24 protein-coding genes are annotated in these 26314 nt (G+C 42.9%); 10 read left to right on the forward strand and 14 right to left on the reverse strand.

Annotated elements, in window-relative coordinates; all coding sequences use genetic code 11:
• Window positions 1-113: 113 nt before the first annotated feature.
• Both purT and Q8J82_RS10430 read left to right on the forward strand, forming a co-directional pair.
• Window positions 114-1313, forward strand: coding sequence for a formate-dependent phosphoribosylglycinamide formyltransferase (gene purT, locus Q8J82_RS10425; RefSeq protein ID WP_305326833.1), 1200 nt, complete (start codon window positions 114-116; stop codon window positions 1311-1313).
• A 34-nt stretch (window positions 1314-1347) separates the two neighbouring features.
• The gene (locus Q8J82_RS10430; protein ID WP_305326834.1) at window positions 1348-1767 is read left to right on the forward strand and encodes a group II truncated hemoglobin; all 420 of its coding nucleotides are present in this window, start codon (window positions 1348-1350) and stop codon (window positions 1765-1767) included.
• A gap of 43 nt (window positions 1768-1810) precedes the next feature.
• On the opposite strand, the gene apbC is transcribed toward Q8J82_RS10430, so the two are convergent.
• Complete coding sequence (gene apbC, locus Q8J82_RS10435; protein WP_305326835.1) at window positions 1811-2899, reverse strand: iron-sulfur cluster carrier protein ApbC; 1089 nt, start codon at window positions 2897-2899, stop codon at window positions 1811-1813.
• Between the two features lie 244 nt (window positions 2900-3143).
• On the opposite strand from apbC, the gene metG reads away from it, so the two are divergent.
• Window positions 3144-5297, forward strand: coding sequence for a methionine--tRNA ligase (gene metG, locus Q8J82_RS10440; RefSeq protein ID WP_305328265.1), 2154 nt, complete (start codon window positions 3144-3146; stop codon window positions 5295-5297).
• Between the two features lie 128 nt (window positions 5298-5425).
• Window positions 5426-5905: a hypothetical protein gene (locus Q8J82_RS10445; protein WP_304891092.1), complete on the forward strand. Its 480-nt coding sequence runs from the start codon at window positions 5426-5428 to the stop codon at window positions 5903-5905.
• A 159-nt stretch (window positions 5906-6064) separates the two neighbouring features.
• Here Q8J82_RS10445 and Q8J82_RS10450 read toward each other — a convergent pair whose 3' ends face one another.
• From Q8J82_RS10450 to cmk, 6 genes are all read right to left on the reverse strand, one after another.
• Entirely contained in the window at window positions 6065-6589 is a 525-nt protein-coding gene (locus tag Q8J82_RS10450) for a helix-hairpin-helix domain-containing protein (RefSeq protein ID WP_305252602.1), read from the reverse strand.
• Between the two features lie 160 nt (window positions 6590-6749).
• The gene (gene pyrF / locus Q8J82_RS10455; protein ID WP_305326837.1) at window positions 6750-7490 is read right to left on the reverse strand and encodes an orotidine-5'-phosphate decarboxylase; all 741 of its coding nucleotides are present in this window, start codon (window positions 7488-7490) and stop codon (window positions 6750-6752) included.
• Window positions 7491-7534: 44 nt separating this feature from the next.
• Window positions 7535-8722, reverse strand: coding sequence for a lipopolysaccharide assembly protein LapB (gene lapB / locus Q8J82_RS10460; RefSeq protein WP_304891089.1), 1188 nt, complete (start codon window positions 8720-8722; stop codon window positions 7535-7537).
• A 237-nt stretch (window positions 8723-8959) separates the two neighbouring features.
• A complete protein-coding gene (locus Q8J82_RS10465) occupies window positions 8960-9241 on the reverse strand; it encodes an integration host factor subunit beta (protein WP_013148307.1) in 282 nt (93 codons plus the stop codon).
• 62 nt (window positions 9242-9303) lie between these two features.
• Window positions 9304-10824 carry a 30S ribosomal protein S1 gene (rpsA, locus tag Q8J82_RS10470; protein ID WP_304891088.1) on the reverse strand — a complete coding sequence of 507 codons (1521 nt, stop codon included), beginning with the start codon at window positions 10822-10824 and terminating at the stop codon, window positions 9304-9306.
• Between the two features lie 138 nt (window positions 10825-10962).
• The gene (gene cmk, locus Q8J82_RS10475; protein ID WP_305328266.1) at window positions 10963-11658 is read right to left on the reverse strand and encodes a (d)CMP kinase; all 696 of its coding nucleotides are present in this window, start codon (window positions 11656-11658) and stop codon (window positions 10963-10965) included.
• 98 nt (window positions 11659-11756) lie between these two features.
• Between cmk and Q8J82_RS10480 the strand changes: the two genes are divergently transcribed.
• A complete protein-coding gene (locus Q8J82_RS10480; protein WP_305252600.1) occupies window positions 11757-11981 on the forward strand; it encodes a DUF2061 domain-containing protein in 225 nt (74 codons plus the stop codon).
• Between the two features lie 262 nt (window positions 11982-12243).
• Here the strand turns inward: Q8J82_RS10480 and aroA are convergent, their stop codons facing one another.
• The 3 genes from aroA to Q8J82_RS10495 all read right to left on the reverse strand — a co-directional run bounded on the left by aroA (window position 12244) and on the right by Q8J82_RS10495 (window position 16167).
• Window positions 12244-13524, reverse strand: a complete 1281-nt coding sequence (aroA, locus tag Q8J82_RS10485; protein ID WP_304891085.1) for a 3-phosphoshikimate 1-carboxyvinyltransferase — start codon at window positions 13522-13524, stop codon at window positions 12244-12246.
• A 28-nt stretch (window positions 13525-13552) separates the two neighbouring features.
• Window positions 13553-14446 carry a prephenate dehydrogenase/arogenate dehydrogenase family protein gene (locus Q8J82_RS10490; protein ID WP_305328267.1) on the reverse strand — a complete coding sequence of 298 codons (894 nt, stop codon included), beginning with the start codon at window positions 14444-14446 and terminating at the stop codon, window positions 13553-13555.
• Between the two features lie 128 nt (window positions 14447-14574).
• A complete protein-coding gene (locus tag Q8J82_RS10495) occupies window positions 14575-16167 on the reverse strand; it encodes a hypothetical protein (protein WP_305328268.1) in 1593 nt (530 codons plus the stop codon).
• A gap of 149 nt (window positions 16168-16316) precedes the next feature.
• On the opposite strand from Q8J82_RS10495, the gene Q8J82_RS10500 reads away from it, so the two are divergent.
• On the forward strand, window positions 16317-18101 hold the full coding sequence (locus tag Q8J82_RS10500; RefSeq protein WP_305328269.1) for an aldehyde dehydrogenase family protein: 1785 nt from the start codon (window positions 16317-16319) through the stop codon (window positions 18099-18101).
• A 59-nt stretch (window positions 18102-18160) separates the two neighbouring features.
• Window positions 18161-18676: a hypothetical protein gene (locus Q8J82_RS10505; RefSeq protein ID WP_305326842.1), complete on the forward strand. Its 516-nt coding sequence runs from the start codon at window positions 18161-18163 to the stop codon at window positions 18674-18676.
• A 51-nt stretch (window positions 18677-18727) separates the two neighbouring features.
• On the opposite strand, the gene Q8J82_RS10510 is transcribed toward Q8J82_RS10505, so the two are convergent.
• Window positions 18728-19501, reverse strand: a complete 774-nt coding sequence (locus tag Q8J82_RS10510; protein WP_305326843.1) for an arginyltransferase — start codon at window positions 19499-19501, stop codon at window positions 18728-18730.
• Between the two features lie 169 nt (window positions 19502-19670).
• Window positions 19671-20363, reverse strand: coding sequence for a leucyl/phenylalanyl-tRNA--protein transferase (gene aat, locus Q8J82_RS10515; protein ID WP_304890798.1), 693 nt, complete (start codon window positions 20361-20363; stop codon window positions 19671-19673).
• 698 nt (window positions 20364-21061) lie between these two features.
• Between aat and Q8J82_RS10520 the strand changes: the two genes are divergently transcribed.
• The 3 genes from Q8J82_RS10520 to Q8J82_RS10530 all read left to right on the forward strand — a co-directional run bounded on the left by Q8J82_RS10520 (window position 21062) and on the right by Q8J82_RS10530 (window position 24247).
• Window positions 21062-22426, forward strand: coding sequence for a TolC family protein (locus Q8J82_RS10520; protein ID WP_305252592.1), 1365 nt, complete (start codon window positions 21062-21064; stop codon window positions 22424-22426).
• A 2-nt stretch (window positions 22427-22428) separates the two neighbouring features.
• The gene (locus tag Q8J82_RS10525; protein ID WP_305252591.1) at window positions 22429-23835 is read left to right on the forward strand and encodes a multicopper oxidase family protein; all 1407 of its coding nucleotides are present in this window, start codon (window positions 22429-22431) and stop codon (window positions 23833-23835) included.
• A 61-nt stretch (window positions 23836-23896) separates the two neighbouring features.
• On the forward strand, window positions 23897-24247 hold the full coding sequence (locus Q8J82_RS10530) for a DUF3147 family protein (protein ID WP_305328270.1): 351 nt from the start codon (window positions 23897-23899) through the stop codon (window positions 24245-24247).
• A 36-nt stretch (window positions 24248-24283) separates the two neighbouring features.
• Here Q8J82_RS10530 and Q8J82_RS10535 read toward each other — a convergent pair whose 3' ends face one another.
• The gene (locus Q8J82_RS10535; protein WP_305328271.1) at window positions 24284-24775 is read right to left on the reverse strand and encodes a hydrogenase maturation protease; all 492 of its coding nucleotides are present in this window, start codon (window positions 24773-24775) and stop codon (window positions 24284-24286) included.
• A 4-nt stretch (window positions 24776-24779) separates the two neighbouring features.
• Window positions 24780-26279, reverse strand: a complete 1500-nt coding sequence (locus tag Q8J82_RS10540; RefSeq protein WP_305328272.1) for a Ni/Fe hydrogenase subunit alpha — start codon at window positions 26277-26279, stop codon at window positions 24780-24782.
• Between the last annotated feature and the right edge of the window lie 35 nt (window positions 26280-26314).

Consider the following 26314-nt stretch of genomic DNA (forward strand, 5'->3'; position numbering starts at 1 on the left):
CTGTGTTTTCCAGACAATTAATTTCAGTTAATTTTTTATTAAATTCTATTGAAGAATGACCTCGAAATGCCTCGCATGTTATGATTGAGGCAATCAAAAAATGAAAGAATGTCATGCAAATTGGTACCCCATTAAGTCCTAGCGCTACACGTGTTATGTTGCTCGGAAGCGGTGAATTAGGTAAAGAAGTCATCATCGCGCTGCAACGTTTAGGTGTGGAAGTCATCGCGGTAGACCGTTATAAAAATGCACCAGGCCATCAAGTTGCGCATCGCGCTTACACCATAGATATGACTGATGATAAAGCTTTGCGTGATTTAATTGCACAAGAAAAACCGCATTTGATTGTGCCTGAGATTGAAGCGCTTAATACTAACACCCTTGCGGATATTGAAGCAGCAGATATCGCAACGGTGATTCCAACGGTTAAGGCTGTGCAACTTACCATGAACCGCGAAGGCATCCGCAGATTGGCAGCTGAAGAACTCAATCTACCAACCTCACCCTATGCATTTGCCAGAAGTGAAGCTGACCTGCAAGCCGCGATTGATGCAGGTATTGGTTACCCATGTTTCATTAAACCAACCATGTCATCATCAGGCAAAGGTCAATCACGCATCACCAATGCGAGTGAAGTTAAAACCGCATGGGATTATGCTGCTTCAGGGGGGCGAGTGAATCAAGGGGTAGTGATTGTGGAAGGTCAAATTGATTTTGATTATGAAATCACCTTGCTCACTGTACGCGCTAAAAATGCATCTGGCGAAATAAACACTTATTTCTGCGAGCCTATCGGCCATGTGCAGGAAAAGGGCGATTACGTTGAAAGCTGGCAACCGCAGGCCATGACTGCAGGCGCATTGCAAGAATCAAAAAGAATTGCAAAAGCAGTGACAGACAGTTTGGGTGGCTTAGGTTTGTTCGGTGTAGAGTTGTTTATCAAGGGCGATAGTGTATGGTTTAGCGAAGTGAGTCCGCGTCCGCATGATACTGGCATGGTAACGATGGCTAGCCAACGTTTTAGCGAATTTGATTTGCACGCCCGTGCTATTTTGGGCTTGCCTGTGGATGTAAGCTTGCGTGATGCTGGTGCAAGTGCTGTGATTTACGGTCAGCACGAAACTAATAATTTGGTATTTGATGGCGTAGAAGCTGCATTGGCAGTTCCAAGTAGTGATATTCGTCTATTTGGCAAGCCAGAATCCTTTGTTAAAAGACGTATGGGCGTAGCACTTGCTACGGGTAAAGATGTGACAGAAGCACGCTCACGGGCAAAGCTGGCGGCAAGTTTAGTAAAGCCAAAAATCGCTTAAACTTAAAATGGTTTAATTTAGAAAATAAACAAACATGCTCAATAAAGTAGAAGAAGCGGGTACTAGTAAAACCACGTTTTTTGATTTGCTAGGCGGTGAGGCTGGCGGCACAGAGAATATACGTAAATTGGTGGAAACTTTTTACGACATTATGGACAGTGACCCGAAAGCTGCGCCAATTCGCGCCATGCATCAAGCGGACTTAACCTCAGCACGCGAAAAACTTTTTATGTTCTTAACAGGTTGGACTGGTGGCCCGCAGTTATATATAGAACGTTACGGGCATCCCATGCTGCGTAAACGACACCTACCATTTGCAATCGATGAATCTGCGCGCGACCAGTGGATGTATTGCATGATTAAAGCGATGCATCAATTGGCTTATGAAGATTTGCTTATGAAAAGGCTTGCTGAGCAGTTGTATGGCGTGGCTGATTTTATGCGAAATCAATAATAACACTAGCTCTCGGTTAAAAGAGCTAGTGTTAATGATGTGTTTAGGTATTCTGAATCACAATGTTAGGAAATTTACTGCTGTGGTCTAAGCTGGCATTGGCAATCTTAATGGCTGCTTTACGCGCTATTTCTTTGTAAATACCTGATATTTTAGAATCTGGTGTCGCTATCACTGTGGGTTTTCCACTATCAGCTTGTTCGCGGATGCTAATGTCTAACGGTAAACTTCCGAGTAAGTCGACGTTGTAATCTTTACACATAAGCGCACCACCACCTGCGCCAAAAATATGTTCTTCATGGCCGCACTGGCTGCAAATGTGAGTGCTCATGTTTTCGACAATGCCTAAAATAGGGATGCCGACTTTCTCAAACATTTTTAAGCCTTTACGCGCATCCAGCAACGCAATGTCTTGCGGCGTGGTGACGATAATCGCACCTGTGACTGGGATTTTTTGTGCAAGTGTCAGTTGAATATCGCCTGTACCAGGGGGTAAGTCAATGACTAGATAATCCAAGTCACGCCATTTTGTATCACGCAATAATTGTTCTAGCGCACCAGTTACCATAGGGCCGCGCCATACCATGGGCGTGTCAGCATCAATTAAAAAGCCAATTGACATGGCCTGTATGCCATGCGCTTCCATCGGATCCATCGTTTTGCCATCTTTGCTTTCTGGACGACCGCTAATGCCTAGCATTTGTGGCTGGCTTGGGCCATAGATGTCGGCATCCAGCAAGCCTACCGTTGCACCTTCAGCGGCTAATGCCAAAGCCAGGTTTACTGATGTTGTTGATTTGCCAACTCCACCTTTGCCAGAAGCCACAGCAATAATGTTTTTAACATTAGGTAATAAAGTTACGCCTTGCTGCGCTTTATGCGCCACGATACGACTGCCGATATTAACGGTTACATTGCCTATGTCAGGTAGTCCTTTAAGTGCATTACTCACAAGTGCTTGTACGTCCGACATCACAGACTTTGCTGGGTAGCCAAGTACGATGTCTACGCTGACGTCGTTGCCATTGATTTGGATATTTTTAGCAGATTTGCTACTGATAAAATCTTTGTCAGTGTTAGGGTCTATACATACTTTTAAAGTGCTTTGGATGAGTAATTCTGAAATTGCCATTCCGTAAATTCCTGATTGAAAAGTTAGAGTGTTAACTTGAGTAAAAAGATAAGGTATTTTAACTGATTGTATGCCAGATTGTATGGTTGATTGTATATGTAGCTTAAGTGTTTTATATAAAAAAATTTGGCTTGATTGCGTACATTTTAATTAGGCTATTATGAATAAAATCAATAATCATCGCTGGGTTAAGCTGGCGTCATTTGCTAGAATAGCGTTTTAGCTTTATAGATCCATATATCTCATGGCAACTGCAATCACTCCCCGTAAAATTCTTGTCACTTCAGCACTTCCATATGCCAACGGCAGCATCCACTTAGGCCATCTGGTGGAATATATTCAAACGGATATTTGGGTGCGCTTTCAAAAGATGCAGGGTAATACCGTGCATTATGTATGTGCGGATGATACGCACGGCACGCCGATTATGCTGCGCGCCGAGAAAGAGGGCATTACACCGGAAGCTTTGATTGAAGCTGTGCACAAAGAACATTTTGCGGATTTTAATGAGTTCTTGGTTGAATTCGATAATTACTATTCAACCAATGCGCCTGAGAATAAAGTGCTTTCCCAAGGTATTTATAAGAAATTAAAAGCTAACGGTAAAATCGCTACAAAAACGATAGAGCAGTTTTATGATCCAGTGAAAAACATGTTCTTACCTGACCGCTTTATTAAGGGCGAATGCCCAAAATGTCATGCCAAAGACCAGTATGGTGATTCATGTGAAGTATGCGGCGCAACTTATAACCCGACTGAACTGATTAATGCTTATTCGGCTGTTTCAGGCGCAGCACCAGTGCGAAAAGAAACAGAACATTATTTTTTCAAACTTTCAGAATGTGAGCAATTTCTAAAAGATTGGACACGCTCAGGTACCTTGCAGGGAGAAGCGGCCAATAAAATGGGCGAGTGGTTTGAAAATGGCCTTAATGACTGGGATATTTCGCGTGATGCACCTTATTTTGGCTTTGAGATTCCTGATGCACCAGGTAAGTATTTCTATGTATGGCTAGATGCGCCTATAGGCTATATGGCAAGCTTTAAAAAGCTTTGCCAAGACCAAGGTTTGGACTTTGACGAATATTGGGGGCAAGACAGTAAAACTGAGCTTTACCACTTTATCGGTAAAGATATTTTATATTTCCATGCCTTGTTTTGGCCTGCAACATTAGAGTTTTCTGGTTACCGTAAACCGACACAAATATTCGCTCATGGCTTTTTAACCGTGAACGGCGAAAAAATGAGTAAATCTCGCGGCACGTTTATAACGGCACGCAGCTACTTAGACCATATTAAAAACCCAGAATATTTGCGTTATTACTACGCGGCAAAACTCAATAGCACGATGGAAGACATCGACCTGAATTTAGAAGACTTTATCGCGCGGGTGAATAGCGACTTGGTCGGAAAATACATCAATATCGCCAGTCGTACGGCGGGATTTATCTCTAAAAAGTTCGGGGGAAAACTGAGTGATAGATCAATTAGTGTAAATTCATATTTGACTTTACGGTTGCCACTCGATTCTCCAGTGCTTGTTAAATATCCTGATATGGGAAAAAAACAACCAATCGAGTTCATTGAGCGAATTCAAAACTCAGCTTCTCGAATAAGTGAATTATATGAATCAAGGGAATTTAATAAAGCTGTTCGACTGATTATGGAATTGGTGGATGTGGTAAATGATTATGTCGATGATGTTAAGCCTTGGGAGACAGCTAAGTATCAGCAGTTAGATACAATAACTCATTGGAATTGCTCTGTCATTTTGAATGCATTTAGACTTATTTCTATTTATTTAAAACCAATACTCCCAAGAATTGCTTATCAGGTTGAAGGTATGCTAAATATTCAGCCACTAAAATGGAGCGACTCAGAGAACTTGCTTTCTGTAAGACATGAAGTTTTTGCTTATAAGCATTTAATATCACGCATTGAAGCAAAACAAATTGAAGCCATGACCGAAGCCAATAAAGAAAATTTAACTGCAACACCGCAGCCGCACTCAGAGCAACGCCACGCGGCGCATCAGCAAAATGAGGCTAAGGCTGAAACAGCCGAAGCTGAATATATCAGCATTGACGACTTCACCAAGGTGGATTTACGTATTGCTAAAATCGTCAATGCTGAGCATGTGGAAGGCGCTGAGAAGCTTCTCAAACTCACACTTGATATTGGTGAAGAAGAACCACGTCAAGTATTTGCAGGCATTAAATCAGCTTATGACCCTGAAACGCTTAAAGGCCGATTAACTGTGATGGTAGCGAATTTAGCACCACGTAAAATGAAGTTTGGTATGAGCGAGGGTATGGTGCTAGCAGCAAGTGATGAGAATGGTGGGCCGTTTATTCTTAGTCCAGACGCAGGTGCGCAGTTAGGTATGCGTGTGAAATAGTGTTGTGATGTACCAAGTTTTAGTTGTGGGAAAATATCACACAAGGAATATTTAAAATTGTGTGCTTAAATTCCTAGACTAACATTTAAAGTGCAAGTCACTATTTTGTGTAAGGAAAGGAAACTGTAATGAAATTTATCAATGTTCAATTATTAGCGATTCTGTTATTTTCTGGCCATGTAATGGCAAATGATAGTAATGTTAAAACAATATTAGGTGGTGGCTTAGGTGCTGCAGCGGGTACTGCAATTGGTGGTGTGGTTGGCGGAAGCACAGGAGAAGTTGTTGGTGGTGCGGTTGGCGGCGGGCTTGGCGGCGCAGTAACTACTAAAGGAGAAGGCCAGACAGGAGCAGTAATTGGCGGTGCCGTTGGTGGTGGTGGCGGTGCTTATATAGGCCGTAAGGTGAGTGGCAGTAAAACAGGCGCAATCATTGGCGCAGGCGCAGGTGGGGCAGGCGGGGCTGTAATAGGTAAAGTGATTGCGGAACCAGAGAAGAGTTCAGGTAATAATTACAGCAATCAAGAATATAAGAAACATAAAAAACATAAGCGTAATCATAAAAACGGGTACGCTTATGGACATGACAAACATCATCACGACCATTAATAAAACGAGTATCTTTAAAAAAACCCGCGAAAGCGGGTTTTTTATTTAGAGCAGTCTACTAAGTATAAATATGGTTAGATTTTAAGCAAGTTTAGCGATAACTTTCATTGCTATTCAATGTTACCGTAAATCTGTTTTCGAATTCAGAAATAATGAGAATTACTGGGTTTTTGCTTTTGCATCGGCGGCCTTTTTAGCCGCTTTCTTTTCTTCAGCAGCAGCTTTTTTAGCTGCTTTTTTCTCATCGGCAGCAGCTTTTTTAGCCGCTTTTTCAGTATCTTCTACTTTTGCTGTTGATTTAGCTTCTTTAGTTGCTTTTTCAGCCTTAGCCGGTTTTTCAGCCGGTGTAGTCGCTACCGGTGCGGCTTTAGTTTCTTTTTTTTCTTTAACTGGCTTGGTCTCTTTAGCTGTTTTAGCAACGGCAGTAGTGGTGCCGCTTACTGAAACATCTTTACGTACATTTTGTAATGTCACAGGACCAACACCGTCTACTTTTTCGAGATCATCAACAGATTTGAACGCGCCATTTTTTTTGCGATAATCAATAATCGCCTGAGCTTTCACCGGGCCAATACCATCTAAACTTTCAAGTTCAGCCTGTGTTGCAGTGTTGATGTTTACGCCAGCAAGTGCGCTAAGACTAAAGCTTAAAAAGGTAACTAATGCTAACAACATTTTTTTCATTTTTGTTTCTCCATGGTGTAAAAATCAAGTTATAAAAAATCAAGCGTAAATAAAGTATTATTCAATAAAATTGAACTACTGCATCAATCATAACTTAAAAAGTATAAATGATACAAATGGCTGCAATGTTAAATTACATGATGCCATAGCAAAGCTTACACTAATCTAACGTTGATAAATGAACGCATTCATTATGAATTGCTTCCAGCGCTTTAAGCGGCTTATTTGCCTGCGTAATCGGCCTGCCTATGACTAAATAGCTAGCCCCATTCCTTAGCGCATCTGCAGGAGTAACAACGCGAGATTGATCGTCTTGGCTGACATTCGCAGGACGTATACCTGGGGTAACTAAACAAAAATCGTTGCCTAACTTTGAGCGCAAAATTTTAGTTTCAAGTGCTGAACAAACTACACCATCTAATCCGGCCTGCTTAGTGAGCATTGCAAGGTTGAGAACGTGTGTGGCTAAGTCCGTGTGTACTCCTATTTGATTTAAACCAGCCTGGTTCATGCTGGTAAGCACAGTAACAGCAATTAAAAAAGGTTTATTTTCATTGCTCTGCACAGCCTGCTGAGCAGCCTGCATCATATCAAGCCCACCACTAGCGTGTACATTGAGCATCCATACGCCTAAGTTGCTGGCAGCGGTGCAAGCTTTTGCTACGGTGTTTGGAATATCATGAAATTTTAAATCTAAAAATACACCAAAGTTTGAACGGGCTAATTCTGTCACAAATTGTGGACCTGCTGCAGTAAAAAGTTCTTTACCCACTTTTAGTCGGCAAAGTGCGGGATCAAGTTGATTGACTAATTTGAGCGCACTAGCTGCATCCTGGTAGTCTAGGGCAACAATAATTTTAGGGTCATTGTTGTAGGGTGTTTGTTGGTTAGAAATTTTCATTTATTTAACGTGATTTATTTGTAGTTTATTAGTTGATATATATTTCAAACAGTTGTGGGTTCAGGCGGTAATGCTTCCCATGCATTACAAGCCGGACATTGCCAGTGATGGTATTTAGCCTTGAAACCGCAATGTTCGCAATAATAGGCAGTTTTATTGCCTATAGCATGACGAACAGCTTGTTGCATTAGCTGAGTGTCTTGTGGGTTCGAATATTGCTGATTTGAACTTTGCTGATTATTAGTTTCTACAATAGCCCTAGCCTGAAGTAATTGGTCTAGAGTATTTAAGCTAGGTTTTTTAATAAGTTCATTACGCGCTAATTTTGCAGCACTTTCAGCACCTTCTTCAGCCAAAGTTGCTTCGTAAAGTACATTAAGTAATGACGATAGTTTGTATACTTGCAGATAGGTTTGCAACAAATGTAAGCCCTCCGTTGTTTGATGGAGGGCGCGATAACTATTAAGTAGCTTTGGCGCAATTAAACCTAGATATTCAGGTTTTTGGAATTCGATACGTTTCCAAGTAGAGATAGCTTCTTTATGTGCACCAGCTTCTGCTTCAAGATCTCCTAATAGAACATTGGCACGCACGCAGTTTTTATTGGCATTTAAGGCCTGATCCAGTTCAAATCTGGCAGTATGTGTATCATTGGCAAGTTTAGATTTAACTGCCATTTCGCAGTAATAGTGGGATATTTCAATTCGAAATGGAACGCCGGAAAGCCTTTCCAGTTCAGTGGCGGCTTTGATAGCGCGCTCCCACTCTCGTTCTCTTACGTAAATTTCAAGTAAAGCACGCAGGGCGGGCTGGCGATATCGGTCGTCATCAAGCGATTCAAAGAGTTCTTCTGCTCGGTCAAGTAAGCCAGCTTTTAAATAATCTTGAGCAAGTTCAGCGGTAACGGCTAATTTTTGCTGCGGTTCAAGTTCTTTTTTTTCAAGTAAATTGAGGTGTAAATGAATTGCACGGTCTACTTCACCACGTTTTCTGAAAAGACTGCCTAATGCAAAGTGAAGTTCAAGTGAGTCAGTATTGGCCTGCACGGCTTCACTAAAGGCTTCAATAGCTTTATCTTGTTGATTTGTGATGAGGAAATTTAAGCCTTTAAAATAGGCGGCAGGTAAAGCGGTAGATTCGGCTAGCAGTTGTTTGAGATCTACCCGAGCAGCGAGCCAACCTAAGCTAAAAAATAACGGTAGTGCTAATAACCACCAAAATTCAAATTCCATGCGGCTTCACTTTTATTGATATTTTGTTGTATAGATTATTAAATTGGCATATGCCAGTTTTCTGTATATGGTTTAAGTTTTGCATAAGTGTAATTTTAGCTTAAATTAATCAATAAGGTTGATTTAAGCTTTTGATGTTGATGGAAGGCAATAAAAAAACGGCAGCTTGAAGCTGCCGTTTTTATCTTTTAAAACACTAGAACTTAAACTATTATAGTATTGGACTCTGCATAAAGCTTAACCCAAATCCACACGTTCACGTAACTCTTTACCAGCTTTAAAATGCGGTACATGTTTTTCTGGAACTTGTACTTTACTGCCGGTTTTAGGATTGCGACCTAAGCGTGGAGGACGATAATTTAAGCTAAAGCTACCAAAGCCTCGTATCTCAATGCGCTCGCCAGTAGCTAGGTTATCAGACATCGCGTCTAGAATCGCCTTTACCGATAGCTCAGCATCCTTCACAACTAGCTGCGGAAAACGCTCTGCAAGCAAGGTGATTAGTTCAGATTTAGTCATGCTTATGTGCTTTCATTTCATCTGCGTTCATTTAAGGTACCTTTATCTTGTCGCTAGTTAGCTTATTTCTTGCTGTCTAATTTAGCTTTTAGTAAAGCACCAAGGTTGGTTGTACCAGCAGCTGCGCCATCATCCGGAACTTTTGCAGCTTCTTTGGTTTTAGCAGATTTAGCTTTAGGTTTAACTTCAGCTTTATCATCTGTTGCAGCAGTTGCGCCTGAAGGGTCAGCAGAAAGTTGTTTAACGCCTAGTGAAATACGCTCTTTTTCTACATCGATAGCCAAGATAACTGCTTGTAGCTCATCACCTTTTTTGAAGTTGCGAATAGCTTCTTCGCCAGTTTGTGACCATGATAGATCTGACAAGTGAACTAAACCGTCGATACCGCCTGGCAAGCCAATGAATACGCCAAAGTCTGTGATAGATTTGATTTGACCTGAAACGATATCACCTTTGTGATGCGTTGCAGAGAAGTCATCCCATGGGTTGGCTTTACATTGTTTCATACCCAATGATAGACGACGACGCGCTTCGTCAATTTCAAGAATCATCACTTCAACTTCGTCGCCTAATTGAGCGATTTTGCCTGGATGAATGTTTTTGTTAGTCCAATCCATTTCAGAAACGTGAACTAAACCTTCGATACCTGGTTCGATTTCAACGAACGCACCGTAATCAGTCAAGTTTGAAACTTTACCGAATAGGCGAGTGCTTACTGGATAACGGCGTGTCAATGCAACCCATGGATCGTCGCCTAATTGCTTGATACCTAATGAAACACGGTTTTTCTCTTGATCGAATTTTAAGATTTTAGCTTCAACTTCTTCACCTACTGTTAAGACTTCAGATGGGTGTTTTACACGACGCCATGCCAAGTCTGTAATGTGTAGTAAACCATCAATGCCACCTAAATCAACGAAAGCACCGTAGTCTGTAATATTTTTAACGATACCTTTAACAACTGATCCTTCAGCTAATGTACCCATTAGCGCTTCACGGTCTGCACCAGCACTAACTTCCATTACTGCGCGACGAGATACAACGATGTTGTTACGCTTACGATCGATTTTGATTACTTTTAAGTCACACTCTTTGTTTTCAAATGGTGTGGTGTCTTTTACAGGACGTACATCGACTAATGAGCCTGGTAAGAAAGCCATGATGCCGTTTACAGATACGCGTAAACCGCCTTTAACTTTACCGCTGACGAAACCTTTGATGATGCGGCCTTCGTTCATTGCATCTTCTAAATCTAACCATGTTTCCATGCGTTTAGCTTTTTCACGTGAAAGCAATGTTGAACCGAAACCATCTTCCAGTTTTTCGATTAACACTTTTACGAAGTCGCCAACTTGAACTTCAATTTCGCCTTGAGCGTTTTTGAATTCTTCAGCAGCAATTACGCTTTCTGATTTTAGACCAGCATTAACAATCACGTGATCTTGGTCAACTGAGATAACCTCAGCGGTGATCACTTCACCAGAACGCATTTCTTGGTGAGCTAAGCTTTCTTCAAAAAGCGCAGCAAAAGATTCCATGCCTGATGATGAAGCAGAAGTAGTAGATTTAGAAGTAGAAGCCATTAAATAAAATTACCTAAAAAATAATCCCACCTAGCAGTGGGGTGATTAAAAAACTGCGAATCAATGTAATACGCAGGCGAAAAATTCTTAAAAATTACAAAGAATAGAATTATAACTAAAACATTGAAAAATAAAAGACTATTTGCTAATTTTCTGTTGAAAATTATATAAAACATTATCAACAGCAGCTGAAATGCTTAAATTATCTGTTTCTAGCAAAATAGCATCATCGGCCAAGGTAAGCGGGGCGCTTGCTCTGTTCTTATCGCGTGCATCTCGTTCTAGCAAGTCTTGCAGAATACTACCGTAAGTGTTGCTGAAATCTAGGGAGACTTGGTTTTTTGCTAATAATTGCTGATATCTTCGTTGAGCGCGAGTCTCAGTCTTCGCGGTAAGAAATATTTTCAGCTCGGCGTTAGGAAAAACTACTGTACCCATATCGCGACCATCTGCTACCAAGCCGGGCGCTCGGCAAAAGCCATGTTGCATATCTAACAAGGCGGCACGTAATGGCGCATGTACCGCGACTTGCGAAGCACCTTTGCCTATGGCTTCGGTGCGAATCTCATTTGAGATATCTGTATTATTCAGAAAAACCTGTTCATTGATAAACTCAATGATTAGTGTTTTTGCGCATTCAGTCACGGCTATGGCGTCATCCCAAGCGATGTTTCTTTGTTGCGTTGCCCATGCAACTATTCTATACAATGCGCCTGAATCTAAATAATGAAAGCCAAGGCGTGATGCGGCAAGCTGTGCAACTGTGCCTTTACCGGAAGCGGATGGACCGTCGATAGCAATCACAGGAATATTATTTTGAATGACATTACTCATAAATAAAACTTATTAAATGGTTTTTAATAATCAATTGGATTAAAAGATTGATTAGATAGATGATAGCCATATTGAAGTAAGGTTACTGGAGAGACAACATGGCTAAAACATTTTCATTTGCGATTTTACACTTTACCGTTGCATTTACGGTAGGTTATTTAGTGACGGGCAGTGTTGTCGTTGGCGGTTTACTTGCGGTGATTGAGCCAGCATGTAATACCGTTATATTTTATTTTCATGAAAAAGCATGGAAGCACTTTGAAGAAACAAGCCCCGAAACACATGCTAAGACGGTGAGTTTAGGCTGGTTGCATGTGCATTAGTTAAACAGCACCTAATTCAACTTTCGCACCACAGGCACTCCGATTTTCTAAGCACTAAAGTGCTTGAAAAGTCGTATGTCGCGATACTGCGTTGCTCACAAAAAAATAATTCCCTACATATCAAATATATGCCGCGTTACAATTTTTTGTTCGCGCCTTGCCTGGCTTATCGCACCAATATTGCAGCTTTAGCTGCTTAGATTGGTGGAGATGTCCCTTACGGGTAGAAACTTGAATTAAAAGAGATGCCCTTAAGTAAAATTTAATAAACCAGTTTTTTAAATTCGGCAAAAAAGTTTGGGAAGGTTTTTGCAACGCAATTAGGGTCGTTAATGGTTATTGGCACGCCACCTAGGGTGACTAGTGAAAAACACATTGCCATACGGTGGTCGTCATAAGTATCAATGACTGCGTTAGGAGTGAGTTGGGCCGGCGGTGTGATTTTAATGTAGTCTGCGCCTTCTTCAACAATTGCGCCGACTTTGCGTAATTCTGCAGTCATGGCAGCGATACGGTCAGTTTCTTTGACACGCCAGCTGGCGATGTTTCGTAAAGTCGTAGTGCCATCCGCAAACAAGGCGACGATTGCCAAAGTCATGGCAGCATCAGGGATGTGGTTGCAGTCTAGGTCAATGGCTTTAATTTTATTTGCTTTGCTGGAAGCTATATAATTTTCGCCGTAAGAAATTTCTCCGCCCATTAAGGCGAGTGCCTCAGCGAATAATACGTCGCCTTGAATACTGTCTTTTCCTAACCCTTCCACTCGTACATTACCTGCAATCGCCCCAGCAGCCAAGAAATACGAAGCGCTCGAGGCATCACCTTCTACAAAAATCTGTTTGGGTGAAGTGTAGGCTGAGTTAGCTGCAATGGTGAAACGTTGCCAGCCATCACGGTGCACAATGACACCAAATTTAGCCATCAAATTAAGCGTGATTTCTATATAGGGTTTAGAAATCAACTCGCCAATTACCTCAATAGAGGCTTGCTTGCCAGTCAAGGGTAGCGCCATAAGCAGGGCCGTTAAAAACTGGCTGGAAACATCACCACGGATAGCGATTGCTTTGTCCAGATTAATGTTGGCTGGCGATATTTTTAATGGTGGAAATCCATCATTTCCTAAGTATTCAATGTTTGCGCCTGTTAGACGCAATGCATTCACCAAATCACCTATCGGGCGTTCATGCATACGAGGCACGCCTGAAAGAGTGTATTCTCCACCAGCTAAAGCAAGTGCCGCAGTCAGCGGCCTAAACGCTGTACCCGCATTGCCTAGAAATAAATCAGCATTTTTGTTAGGAAAATTGCCATTGCAACCCGCTACCCGCCAGGCATTTTTGGCAAAATTTTCGCACTTTACACCTAGTTTTTCTAAAGCTTCCAGCATGCGAGAGGTGTCGTCAGAAGCCAATAAATCACGTATCTCAGTGACACCATTCGATAGTGCTGCCAGCAATAAAGTACGATTGGAGATGCTTTTTGAGCCTGGTAGTGTAATAGCTCCTTGGGCTTGATGGCTGGCGAGTAGGGGAAGTTGTTCCATATTTACTATTTTTCTTTGGATTATTTTTTTACTGATTGTTATTTTTGTTATTTGCCCAAGCATTGCGGGCAATACTTGCGCGTTCAAATAAGGCTTGCAGGCCAGCGCCATCATCATTGGTAAGCAGTTGTTTTAATTGCGACAATTCATCTTGGTATGCATTTATCTCACCTAATAAAGCAGCTTTATTGGCTAAACTAATGTCACGCCACATTTCGGGGTGGCTACCTGCAATGCGTGTAAAGTCTCTAAAACCGCTGGCGGCAAAGCTGAATAATTGTGCGGCGTTCGGGCGTGAGGCTATTTCGTCCACTAGCGCAAACGCTAATAAATGCGGCAGATGGCTGACCGCTGCAAAAATGCTGTCATGTGTTTCGGCAGGCATTTCACTTACGTTTGCACCGCAGGTTTGCCAAAACTTGGCAACGCTAGCAACTGCATGGATATTGGTCTCTGATGTAGGAGTTAAAACAACGTTTTTGCCTTTAAATAAATCAGCCATAGCAGCAGTTACGCCGCTTTTTTCAGCACCTGCAATAGGGTGGCCGCCTACAAACTGATTAAATTGATTACCTAAAATTTCTTTTGCACACGCCAAAACATCGCTCTTGGTACTGCCTGCGTCCGTGATAATGGTGTTGTTATTTAAATACGGTTTTATACTTTGTAAAATACTTGCAGTTTGGGCGACTGGCGCTGCAATGAGTACCAAATCAGCGCCTTCCATAGCCTTATGGATATTGGCTTGCAGAGCATCAGAATATGCATCTATCACACCTAGGTTTAGCGCTTCATTTAAGCTTTCTTGACTGCGCCCAACGCCTACGATGTGTAGCGCGTTATTCGCCCCCACCGATTTTTTCAAAGCCAGAGCAACTGAGCCACCAATCAAGCCCACACCAAATATGACGAGTTTTTTCAAAGCAATAGTTTAAAAAATTAAAAACTGAATTGTAGCATTTCTGCCATTTAACTTTTTGTAATTTATATTGCCTGTATTAGCTGTCCAAAACTTGCCAAGAGCTATGCCACGCATCTAAGTTTTACCATTTATCTTAACTCTGCCACTTGGAGTAAATGCTCATAGGTGGCCGCCAGCACTTCATTAGTCCATGGGGGTTCCAGCATTCTAGATTTATCGCCACCCATGATGGATAGAAAGGATTCACGGCTGGCTCGCATTTCCTCTTCCATACCAAGTAATGCATAAGTGGTACAAAGATAGACATAGTTAGGGGGAAAGGTTGCGCTTAATGCGCAACCACGTTTAAAGGCGGCAATAGCCTTATCGTAATCTTCCAGTACATAGCAGGCTTGGCCAAGCGTGAATTCATAGAAAGGGGAAGAGTGTGGATTGATTCGTTGTGCTTTTTCGATGTAATACAGTGCTTCTTCGCCAAAACCTGCCGATGACAGGCTCATAGATAAAAACATATGCGCTTCAAAATTATTAGGGTCTAGCGCTACCGCTTGACGGCATGCTGCGATAGATAAATCCTGATGTTTATACCAGAGATGCGCCCAGCCAAGCATTGATAATGCAAAAGGCAGATTGCTGTTAATTGAAACAGCCTTTTGTGCATGATCAAACCCTCGTTCCCTAAGGCTGGCATCTAAATCCCATTTCATGATCCACTGGAACAGAAAAGTCCGAGCCAGCCAAGCGTGTGCGGAGGCATAGGTAGGGTCTAGTTCTACCGCTCTGGAAAAATGCACACGTGCTTCGGCAATAAACTTTGGCGAGTATTTCCAGTGGCATGCCATGCCGCGTAATAATGCATCATGCGCTTCGATGCTCTCAGTACCTTCATGCCCAAACAACTCGGCTTCCGTGGGTGATAGTTTGACTTGCAGCACTTTGACTATGCTTAGGGTGATTTCATCCTGTAAAGCAAAAATTTCCTGAAGATTGCTTTCATAGCGATCAGACCATATATAGCCCTCTGAGTTAGCCTCAATCAACTTTACAGTTACTCTGACTCGCTTATCTGAAAGTTGAACGCTGCCTTCCAGTAGATACTTAACGCCTAACTCAGCGCCGACTTCTTTGGAGGATTTTTTTGCATCCCGATACCTGAATGATGATTGCCGGGAGATGATAAACAGCCCTGATAGCCTTGATAACTCAAAGATTAAGTTATCAACGATACCGTCTACAAAGTACTCTTGTTCGGCATTCGAGCCAATGTTTGTAAAAGGTAGAATAGCCAGAGAAACATCGCGTTCAAAGCCATTTGGCCATGCTTTAGGAGCCAAGCTAGAGGCTAGAACTGGCGTGGCGTCTTTGTCTCGCAAAGATATATTGATCGCATAGCTGCCTTTGGGTAAGTCAAGCAATACAGCATCAGATTGCCCGTGCAGGCTGTAGTATTCGCGCAGCTTGGTTCTTAATCGCCCAACCTCAACCCGCACAATAGCATCCACAGATGGATCAAAGTCTGTTCCTCGCCCAAAAATCTCAACTCCAAGTGTATAACCTTTAAGCCGATGGGCATTTCCTGCGAGCGTTTCTTTGACTAGGAAACGAAGCAAATCCTGTTGACGGTGAGATTTTTCAAAGACTGGGCTTAATAACACGCTATCTAAACACTCGTCTAAAAGTGTCAGGTCATTAGAGTTCCATTTAGTAGGCGAACTGCTCATGTTTTGTTTTATTAACTCTAAACAATGTAACAGGTAACAATGTAACGGTAAGTAACTTATAAATTATCTTATATCAAGATACAGTGCAATTGGGGATTTAAATGAGTTTAATTAGTCAGATATTTAATTAATTTATTAAAGGAATAGCCATGAAACTGACCGACAACAAGCCAATGGATAAGCTGCGTGAATATTCCAGTTATCCAGCACAATCAGTATCCATGTTTCAACAATCCAGCCAAGGCGAAATGGATGCGGCATTATCTCAGCTGCGGAGAGCGGCTCAAGAATTCGCAAGCATGGCAATTGGGCAGCGAATTGAACTTGCCGAATCTATGCAGCGCGGAATAATGCATGTTGCTGAGCGTATGGTACACGCTGGATGCAGGGCCAAAGGTATCGCCATAGGCTCGCCTGCGGAGGCGGAGGAGTGGGCAACCAGCCCTTGGGGTTGTGTACGTCAATTACGTTTGCTTGTTGAATCGCTGCGTGCCATTCAGGAAACTGGCAATACCTCGATAGGTAAGGTGACGCGGACTATAGCTGGAAATTTGGCCGTGAATGTTTTCCCTAATAATGCCATTGATGGCATGTTGTTTAAAAATGTGACAGTCGATGTATACATGCAAGCACAGGTGACAGAAAAAACCCTTGAAGCCGACCGTGCCAGTTTTTACAAAAAGTCTGATACTCAAGGGCGGGATAATCAGGGGAAGGTCGCATTAATATTAGGCGCAGGCAATATTGCCGCCATTGGTGTGATGGATGTATTGACCAAAATGTTCAATGAAGGCAAGGTTTGCTTGCTTAAGATGAATCCAGTCAATGCCTATCTAGGGCCATTTATCGAAGAAGCTTTTAAAGAGGCGATAGACCGTCATTATCTAGCAGTTATTTATGGAGGGGCTGAGATTGGCAGGCACTTAGTTTATCACCCGGGAATTGACGAAGTTCACCTTACCGGCTCAGATAAAACGCATGATCAAATTGTCTGGGGACCTTATGGTTCAGAGCAAGCAGAACGCAGGCAGCGTAATGAGCCGCTGCTGAAAAAATCTATTACTTCTGAGCTAGGTAATATCTCACCTGTCATCATAGTCCCTGGCCCCTATACGGAAAAAGAAATTCGGTTCCAAGCAGAAGCTGTGGCAGCGGCCATGACGATGAATGCTTCATTCTTCTGCAATGCCGCAAAGATGATGGTGATGCCAAAGGGCTGGGCTGGTAGTGGAAGTTTTATGCGCGCTATAGAACAGGTATGTGCTTCTGTTGAGCCAAGGCTAGCCTATTACCCAGGCGCCGAAGATCGCTGGCATGCGCTAACACATGGGCGCTCAAATGTCATTCGTATAGGTAAACCAAAATCAGGTGCCTTGCCTTGGACATTTATCACTGGGTTAGACCCTAATAATGAAAATGAAATACTCTTTCACGAAGAGCCTTTTTGCGCTGTGTTATCAGAAGTTCAAGTAGGAAACAAAAATCCAGTGGAGTTTTTAGAGAAAGCGGTTGAATTTTGCAACAATAAATTATGGGGTACGCTGAATGCAACGATTATTGCGCATCCTAAATCCCTAAAAGATCCTGCAATCAAAACAGCTTTTGAACGAGCTATATGTAATCTTAGGTACGGCACGGTGGCAGTCAATACATTTCCGGGCCTTTCATTTGTATTTGCCTCGCCGCCTTGGGGTGCTCACCCTAGTAGTACGCTGAATAACATTCAAAGCGGCAGCGGATTTGTACATAACACTTTGATGCTGGAAGGTATAGAAAAAGCGGTAATACGCGCACCTCTGACCGTATTTCCCAAGCCTGCATGGTTACCTACTCACCAAACTGCACAAACTGTGACGCGGCGTATCGTGGAAATGGAAGAAAAGGCTAGTTGGGCGAAAGTGCCAGGCATCGTTTGGGCGTCAATGCAGGGCTAGTGGGCATATGTTTTTTACATGAATCATCAACGGCAATATTCATTAAAAGGAGAAATATCATGAAAAATCTATCAAACATCACTTTATCTTTAGCTGTACTGTCAGTTTTTGCACTATCCAGCGGTCAGGCAATGGCGGAGCATGGGAAAATTTCTGGATCCGCCGCATTAAGTTATAGCAAACAAGAAGCATCTGCCGCACCGTCAGCAGGGGGTCACATGCTGGTATCCGGGGAGCTAACCGGAAGCAACAAAAATACGGGCGGTACAGATTTTATGAGTGATGCTAATGTTGATAATCGTGAGGTAGGCCAGTTATTTCAGGGTAATGGCCCTCATACGGGCTATTACACTATGAGTAAAGATGGCAACACAACAACAGCTTTATGGAAAGGGGATGTCAGCACGGTATTGGCTGATGATGGCAGCCCCCGCACAAGTTTTAAGGGAACTTGGGAATATGTGGCAGGTACTGGAAAATATAGCGGCATTCAAGGCAAAGGTAAATACAACGGTTACTTCACCTCAAAAACTACTTATACCGTGGACTGGAACGGTGAATATTCTTTAAAATAATTTAACAAATATATTTCTACTGGGGAGTAATTCTCTCCAGTAGAAATGCCGTTAAATTTTCTGAGTCCACTCACCATCTAACAGTTTTTCAAGTGGTTTAAAGTTTTGCTTATAGGCCATTTTTTTGCTGTCTTTGATCCAGTAACCTAGATATAAATACGGTAAATTCAAGCTTTTAGCCCATTCTACTTGCCAGAGTATGTTGTAAGTGCCAAAGCTCACTTTAGTGCTACTGGACTTTGAATCGTGAACTTGGTAAAAAGTATAAACGGCTGAAATGCCATCACGCACAATATCAATAACACTCACCATTTTTAATTGGCTATTTTCTCTAAACTCAACCATTACGCTTTCTACATTGGTTTGGCATAGAAAATTTAGGTATTGTTCAGTTTCATCCTGCTCAGGTTTTTCGTCTTGAAGTGACTCGTCATCTTGATTCAACAACTCCGTTGTGTGCCGGGCTTTTTGGTAAGATGCGTATAGCGCATAATGCTCTTCATAAAATGCCACAGGCAGAATTCTAGTGCTAAGGTTTTGATGTTTTTTAAAAGCGCGCTTTTGGCTTCTGCTAGGCGTAAAGTCTTGCAGAATAATTCTTACAGCTACGCACTCACGGCAGTTTTCGCAATGCGGTCTGTAGGAAAATTTTCCGCTGCGTCTAAAGCCCTGTTGAATCAGGCCGCTATAAACGGTTGCATCAATTAAATGTTGGGGTGAGGCGATTAAACTTTGTGCAAGCCTGTTAGGCAAATAGCCGCAACTATAACCAGTGGTAACGTAAAACTGCAGCTTTTGTAAAGGTGGTTCGTTAGGCAGTGTCATGACAAAATTATAAACCTAAACTTGTATGAACTGTTTTCCCTGAGCTTGCCCACCCTGAGCCTGCCGAAGCGGTCAAAGGGAATTGCGGATATTGGAAATTATTAACAACGCCTTTCGACCGCTTCGGCAGGCTCAGGGTGGGCAAGCTCAGGGAGCGTAGTTCATGAGATCAGACATTTTTTATTAGCATTGATAATTGCTTTATAAAATCATCACGTTCTATTTCACGCGCACCAAAACTAGCTAAATGCGCTGTTTTCATTTGGCAGTCAATCAAGCCAATGCCTTCACCTTTGAGTTTTTCTACTAATTTAACAAAGGCAACTTTTGAAGCGTTTGATACAAGATGAAACATGCTTTCACCATAAAACATATTGCCAATTTTAACGCCATAGCAGCCGCCTACCAGCTGGTTATCCAACCAGCATTCTGCGCTTATTGCATGGCCTGCGTCATGCAATGCGCAATAAGCGTTAATGATTTCTTCTGTAATCCAGGTGCCAAGTTGGCCGCCACGTTCCGTGTTACTGCACGCGCTAATTACCTCACGAAAAACAGTATTGAAGCGTATTTCAAAAGGTGAGTTTTTAAGGGTTTTGGCAAGCGAGCGTGATATGTTTAATTCGTCTGGGTATAACACCATGCGCGGGCTTGGGCTCCACCACATAATAGGGTCGCCCTCGCTAAACCAAGGAAATATGCCTTGTTGATAAGCGCTTAATAATCGAGAAAATGATAAATCACCGCCAATCGCGATTAAGCCGTTGGGCTCTGTAAGCGCTTGCGAGAGCGGTGGAAAGTCACAATCGCCATCAATACTTGCGACTCGGCCATTTGGTAATTGATAATACGCGTGGCTCATAACATTTTATTTTGGTTAGCCAATCCTTGATTAGACAGATTTTGATGCATAAGTTTAGATTAAGTAGTTACATTGTAAATAGAAAATGTTGACTAGCCGTACTGGACTTTTGTGTACTTATTCTTTGTGTTCTATTCAACTTATGATTAAATAAACCTTATGCGGATAGTACATCCTAATATATTAAAGTTATTCATTTTTCTGTTGTTGACAGTATTCATTACTGAAACTGTTTATGCTAACGGAATGATGATTGTTGAACGGAATTCTGGTTCAAACTCAAGTCAAATTGCAGTCAATAATGATCATCTCGTTGAGCATTGTCATGACATGCAAACCGCTCAGCAAGACCACGTACAATCATACAATAATCCGCAATCACACAATAAGCCGCAATCACAGTCAAGCTGCACAAACTGTAGTCATTGTTTTGCTTGTTTGACTATGATTCCTCAAGGGCAGTTTAGTGTCATTTCCATGCGGCCACAGAAGATTGTAGCCACTGCTTTTGCAGAAAATTACCTTTCGCCCACCAGTATACAACTCCAAAAACCTCCCATTGCTTGATTCAATAAGCGCCTGCACCGCCGTTAGACCGACCGCGTGCCTGAATGGGTACTATGCTAACGGTATGCAAGCAGATTTTGGTTTTATTGTGAATGTTAAACAATAAACCGTCTTCTTTGAATGGAGTTTATATGAGTTATTTCAAGTTAGCATTTTTTAGCATATGTGCAAGTCTTGCACTGAGCGGTTGTACCACTTTTTCTAAAGATGGCGGGTTCGGTGATGTTAAACAGACGGCCGCACAGCATGTCAAGCAAGAGGTTGTTTGGCCAAAAACTGAGAATGAGCAAAAAATAGTTGCAGAACGTGTGAGCGAACTATTAAAACAGCAATTAGATGCTGATGGCGCCGTACAAATCGCACTGCTCAATAACAAAGGGCTGCAGGCCTCATTTTACAACTTAGGCATTTCTGAGGCAGATATCGTGCAAGCAGGGCGTTTGCCTAATCCAAAATTTTCCATGTTTTACGCGCGAAATAACGGCGATTACAAAATTGAGCAGGCACTTACCTTTAATATTTTTTCTCTCATTGCTATGCCTAAAATGTTAGAGATTGAGCGTCGAAATTTTGAGAAAACCAAACAAGCAGTGGCGCTTGAAGTGCTGCAATTAGCCTATCAGACACGGTTGGCATATTTTAATGCAGTCGCTGCGAATGAGCACCTTCTGTATAGCGAGCAAGTTAAAGAGTCGGCAGAAGCCAGTGCAGAATTGGCGCGGCGCATGGTGCAGGCAGGTAACTGGAGCAAACTTGAGCAGGCGAGAGAGCAAAGTTTTTATGCCGATGCCATGTTGGATTATGTGAATGCCAAGCATCAGCAAACCAGCGCACATGAGACTTTATCTCGCTTGCTTGGTATTTCAGCAGAGCAAATAAATTTACAGAAACGTTTACCTGATTTGCCTAAAACAGTCGCAGAGTTACAGTTATATGAGAAAACCGCTTTTGAGCAACGTTTGGATTTGCAAGCCATGCGCTTGGAAACCCAAAACTTGGCAAAGCAACTGGGGCTCACCAAAATCACACGTTTTATTAATGTGCTGGAAATTGGTCCAGCAAGGGTGCTGGAAGGCAAGCGTGGTGATCCGTATAAAAAAGGCGTTGATATTAGTTTTGAACTGCCTTTGTTTGATTGGGGTGGGGCTAAAGTAGCCCGCGCTGAGGCGACTTATATGCAAGCCGTGAATCGTACTGCACAAGCGGCTTTCAATGCACAGTCCGAAATACGTGAGGCATATAGCCGTTATCAATCAAGTTATGAAATGGCAAAACATTATCACGATGAGATTGTGCCGCTTCGTAAAAAAATCTTGGATGAAAACCAACTGCGCTACAACGGTATGTTAATAAGCCCGTTCGAGTTGTTTGCCGATGCGCGTGCGCAGGTAGCAAGTGTGAATGCCTATATTGAAAAACTGAATGAATTTTGGTTAGCAGAAACTGCGCTGCAAATGACGCTTACTGGCAGCGCTAGCAGCATGGAAGGAAAATAATAATGAAACCGACTGATACAACAAATCGTATAACAAGACGTGATTTTTTTAAGATTGCTGGTGCTGGCGTGGCTTTAAGCGCAGTGAGCAAGGTGGGGTTGGCTGCGTTGCCAGAAATAGTTTCTGCAGAAAAAGCCAACACTCAGGCACCACTGCACCCAAATACGGGCAGACCTTACAATCCAGTGGTGACGCTCAATGGCTGGAGTTTGCCCTGGCGTATGAAAAACGGCGTTAAAGAATTCCATCTCGTGGCAGAGCCTGTGTTGCGTGAGATTGCCCCTGGCATGAAGGCGCATTTATGGGGCTACAACGGGCAAAGTCCAGGCCCTACGATAGAAGTGGTAGAAGGTGACCGTGTACGTATTTTCGTGACAAATCGATTGCCCGAAAAGACCAGTGTGCATTGGCATGGTCAGCGTTTGCCTAACGGCATGGATGGCGTAAGTGGCTTAACGCAACCGGCTATACCGCCAGGCAAAACCTTTGTGTACGAGTTTGAAGCGAAACGTGCAGGTACGTTTATGTACCATCCGCATGCTGATGAGATGGTGCAAATGGCGATGGGCTTAATGGGTAGCTGGGTGACGCATCCAAAAAATCCTAAGTTCATGCCAGTCGATCGTGACTTTATCTTTTTGTTAAACGCTTATGATATTGAACCCGGTAGTTACAAGCCCAAAATTAACACCATGCTGAACTTTAATCTATGGACTTGGAACAGTCGCGCTTTTCCTGGTATTGATCCATTGGTGGTGAATAAGAACGATAGAGTAAGAATACGTGTTGGCAATCTTACTATGACCAATCACCCGATTCATTTACATGGCCATGAATTTCAGGTGACTGGCACAGATGGTGGTTGGGTGCCACCTAGTGCACGTTGGCCCGAAGTGACCACCGATATTGGTGTGGGTCAGATGCGTGCTATTGAATTTGTGGCTGATGAGTTAGGTGACTGGGCATTTCATTGCCATAAAAGCCACCACACCATGAATGCGATGGGGCATGATGTACCTACTTTATTAGGCGTTAAACAAGATGATTTAGTGGGTAAAATCAGCAATCTAGTGCCGGATTACATGGCTATGGGCGAAACTGGTATGGCAGAAATGTCTGAGATGGCCAGTATGATGGACATGCCTCTGCCGGAGAACACACTGCCGATGATGACTGGAACGGGTCAATACGGCGCGATTGATATGGGTGGAATGTTCAGCGTTGTAAAAGTGCGTGCAGGTTTGGCAAAAGACGATTACAAAGACCCCGGACCTTACAAACATCCTAAGGGCACTGTCGCTTATGAGTTTGAAGGTACAGTACCTCTAGCCGAAAGACCATCTGCAAGCGATGAAAAACCAGCTGTAGAAGTACAGGTGCGTAAGCCAACTGGGCATGAAGGACATTAGAGATACTCATTAATAATTATTTACTTATGGCATCAAATAACGAACGAAGAAAGGTGAAGGCATGCAATATATTATTATGAAATATTTGATCACGGCAGGCGTAGTTGTGCTGGTATCAGAGTTTGCGAAACGTAGCGATAAACTGGGTGGGTTAGTTGCCGCTTTGCCCATGGTGACGGTGCTTACACTTATTTGGCTCTATGTTGAACAGCAGCCAACGAGCAAAATCGCGAACCACGCTTATTACACGTTTTGGTATGTGTTACCAACGTTACCCATGTTTTTACTTTTTCCGTATTTGCTGCCGAAAATTGGGTTTGTGTTCACTTTAATTAGCTGTGTGATATTTACTATGCTGATGTTTTTTTTATTTGCATTGGTGGTAAAACAATTCGGGGTGAATTTACTATAGCGTTTCCCATAAGTTCTGTCTATGGAAAGAAAGGGTTTAACGTGTGAGCAGCAATTCCCAATGGCTGGTGTTTGGTTGATGCAATAGTTTTTTACTGAATTCAAGCGTAATTGCCAACCTTTTACTAGCCTTCGCAGACAGGCTTTCACCCAGTTCGAAATGTTCACCAGCGATGCATAAAATAAATACGGCTGGTGGTTCTTCCTGATAGAACTTTGTGTACACTTTTAGCAAGGCCTCTGGCGCCAGCGCATGGCTATATAGCACTGGTGATTCGCATGGTTGTGCGCGATAAAAATTAAAGGGCGTCCGTGTGTTAATACCTGCATCGATAAAAAGGACTAATTGTCGGCCTTTCATATCCAGTGCGTGTTCAATTTGTAATTGAAACTCTTCTATAAGTTCGAATTGCTCTGAAAAGCCGATTGTCATTAACCATGACGCTAAGTCGCGTAATAACAAGGGACCGAGCGCGTCATCACCGCGCGACTCGTTGCCAACGGCGAAAATTAAAAATGGCGCAACCATCAGACTAAACAACCGAAGATGGGGTGCTTAATATGCCTTCGCTGGAGCGTGATAAGCGGGACAACTGATCACTAGCGGCATTTAGCACTTCAATTTCTAACGGCATTTTCCCTAGTGCATGCGTTGCACACGACAGGCAGGGGTCAAAAGCGCGCACTGCCACTTCAATATGATTGAGCAATCCTTCGGTGATTTCGTGTCCATGTAGGTACTGCTGCGCGACCCTGCGCACCGCTTCGTTCATGGCCTGATTATTGTGGGTGGTAGAGACAATCAGGTTGCACATGGTGACCAGATCATTTTCATCTACGCGATAGTGATGAATCAGCGTGCCTCTTGGCGCCTCAATTACGCCCACACCCTCAAAGCCGCGCTCACCCGTTATGATGAGATCATTTCCAAGAATGTCACTATCATGCAAAAGATTTTTTATCACTTCAACGGCATGCAACATCTCAATCATGCGTGCCCAGTGATAACCAAGCGGGGCGTGCATCGGCATGACGCCGCTGTATTCTATAAAATCACGTCTTTCTAATTCCGCGAGCGGTGTGGAGATGAAATCACAGTTTTGCATGCGGGAAAGCGGGCCTACGCGATACCAGCCTTTTTCTGCCCCCATTGATTTTAAGTACGGAAACTTCATGTAGGTCCAGTTTTTAACTTCTTCTTCTATAATCTGCGAGTAGTTTTGATAGTGAACACCATCGAATAGTATGTTGCCGGCTCCGTCACGGGCGCGCAGGTGCCCATGATATAAATCCATCCCACCATCAAAACCAACCATAGACATAAAATTAGCCTTAAAAGCACCAAAGTGATCATACAGTGCAGGGTTTTGCTGATGCATTAGTTTGACTAGATGCACCGCGCCAAGACTCCATGTCATCATGTCATCGATATCCTTTAGTAGTTCATCACGTTCAGTAATGCTGAGGGATTTATTGACACCGCCTGGCACTGCACCAGTGCCGTGAATACGCTTGCCTGCGGTATGGCGAATTACCTCTTGTCCAAATTTACGCAATAGCACACCTTGCCTTGCGATTTCAGGATGTTGCTCCGCAATGCCAACAATATTGCGTTTGGCTATGTCGCTATCAAAGCCGAACAGAAGGTCCGGCGAACTCAGGTGAAAAAAATGCAGGGCGTGGGATTGCAGTATTTGCCCATAGTGCATTAAACGGCGCATTTTATCAGCGGTAGGCGTTAATTGTTTTGCGCCTACAATTTCATCTAAAGCTTTGCTTGCTGCAAGGTGATGGCTGACCGGGCAAATTCCGCAAAGCCGTTGCACCATGACTGGCACTTCCCAGTATGGGCGACCCTGGATGAATTTTTCGAAACCGCGAAATTCGACGATATGCAGACGTACTTGATGTACTTTATTCTGATCGTCAAGCAGAATCGTGACTTTACCGTGTCCTTCAACCCGAGACAAAGGGTCAATCGCGACACGACGCAGATTTTCAGGATTGGCAGCAGTTTCTAATACAAAAGACATAAGCATTCCTTTAAGCATGTGTGGTGATTAAGTCG

Source organism: Methylotenera sp. (assembly GCF_030684185.1).
Taxonomy (GTDB): domain Bacteria; phylum Pseudomonadota; class Gammaproteobacteria; order Burkholderiales; family Methylophilaceae; genus Methylotenera.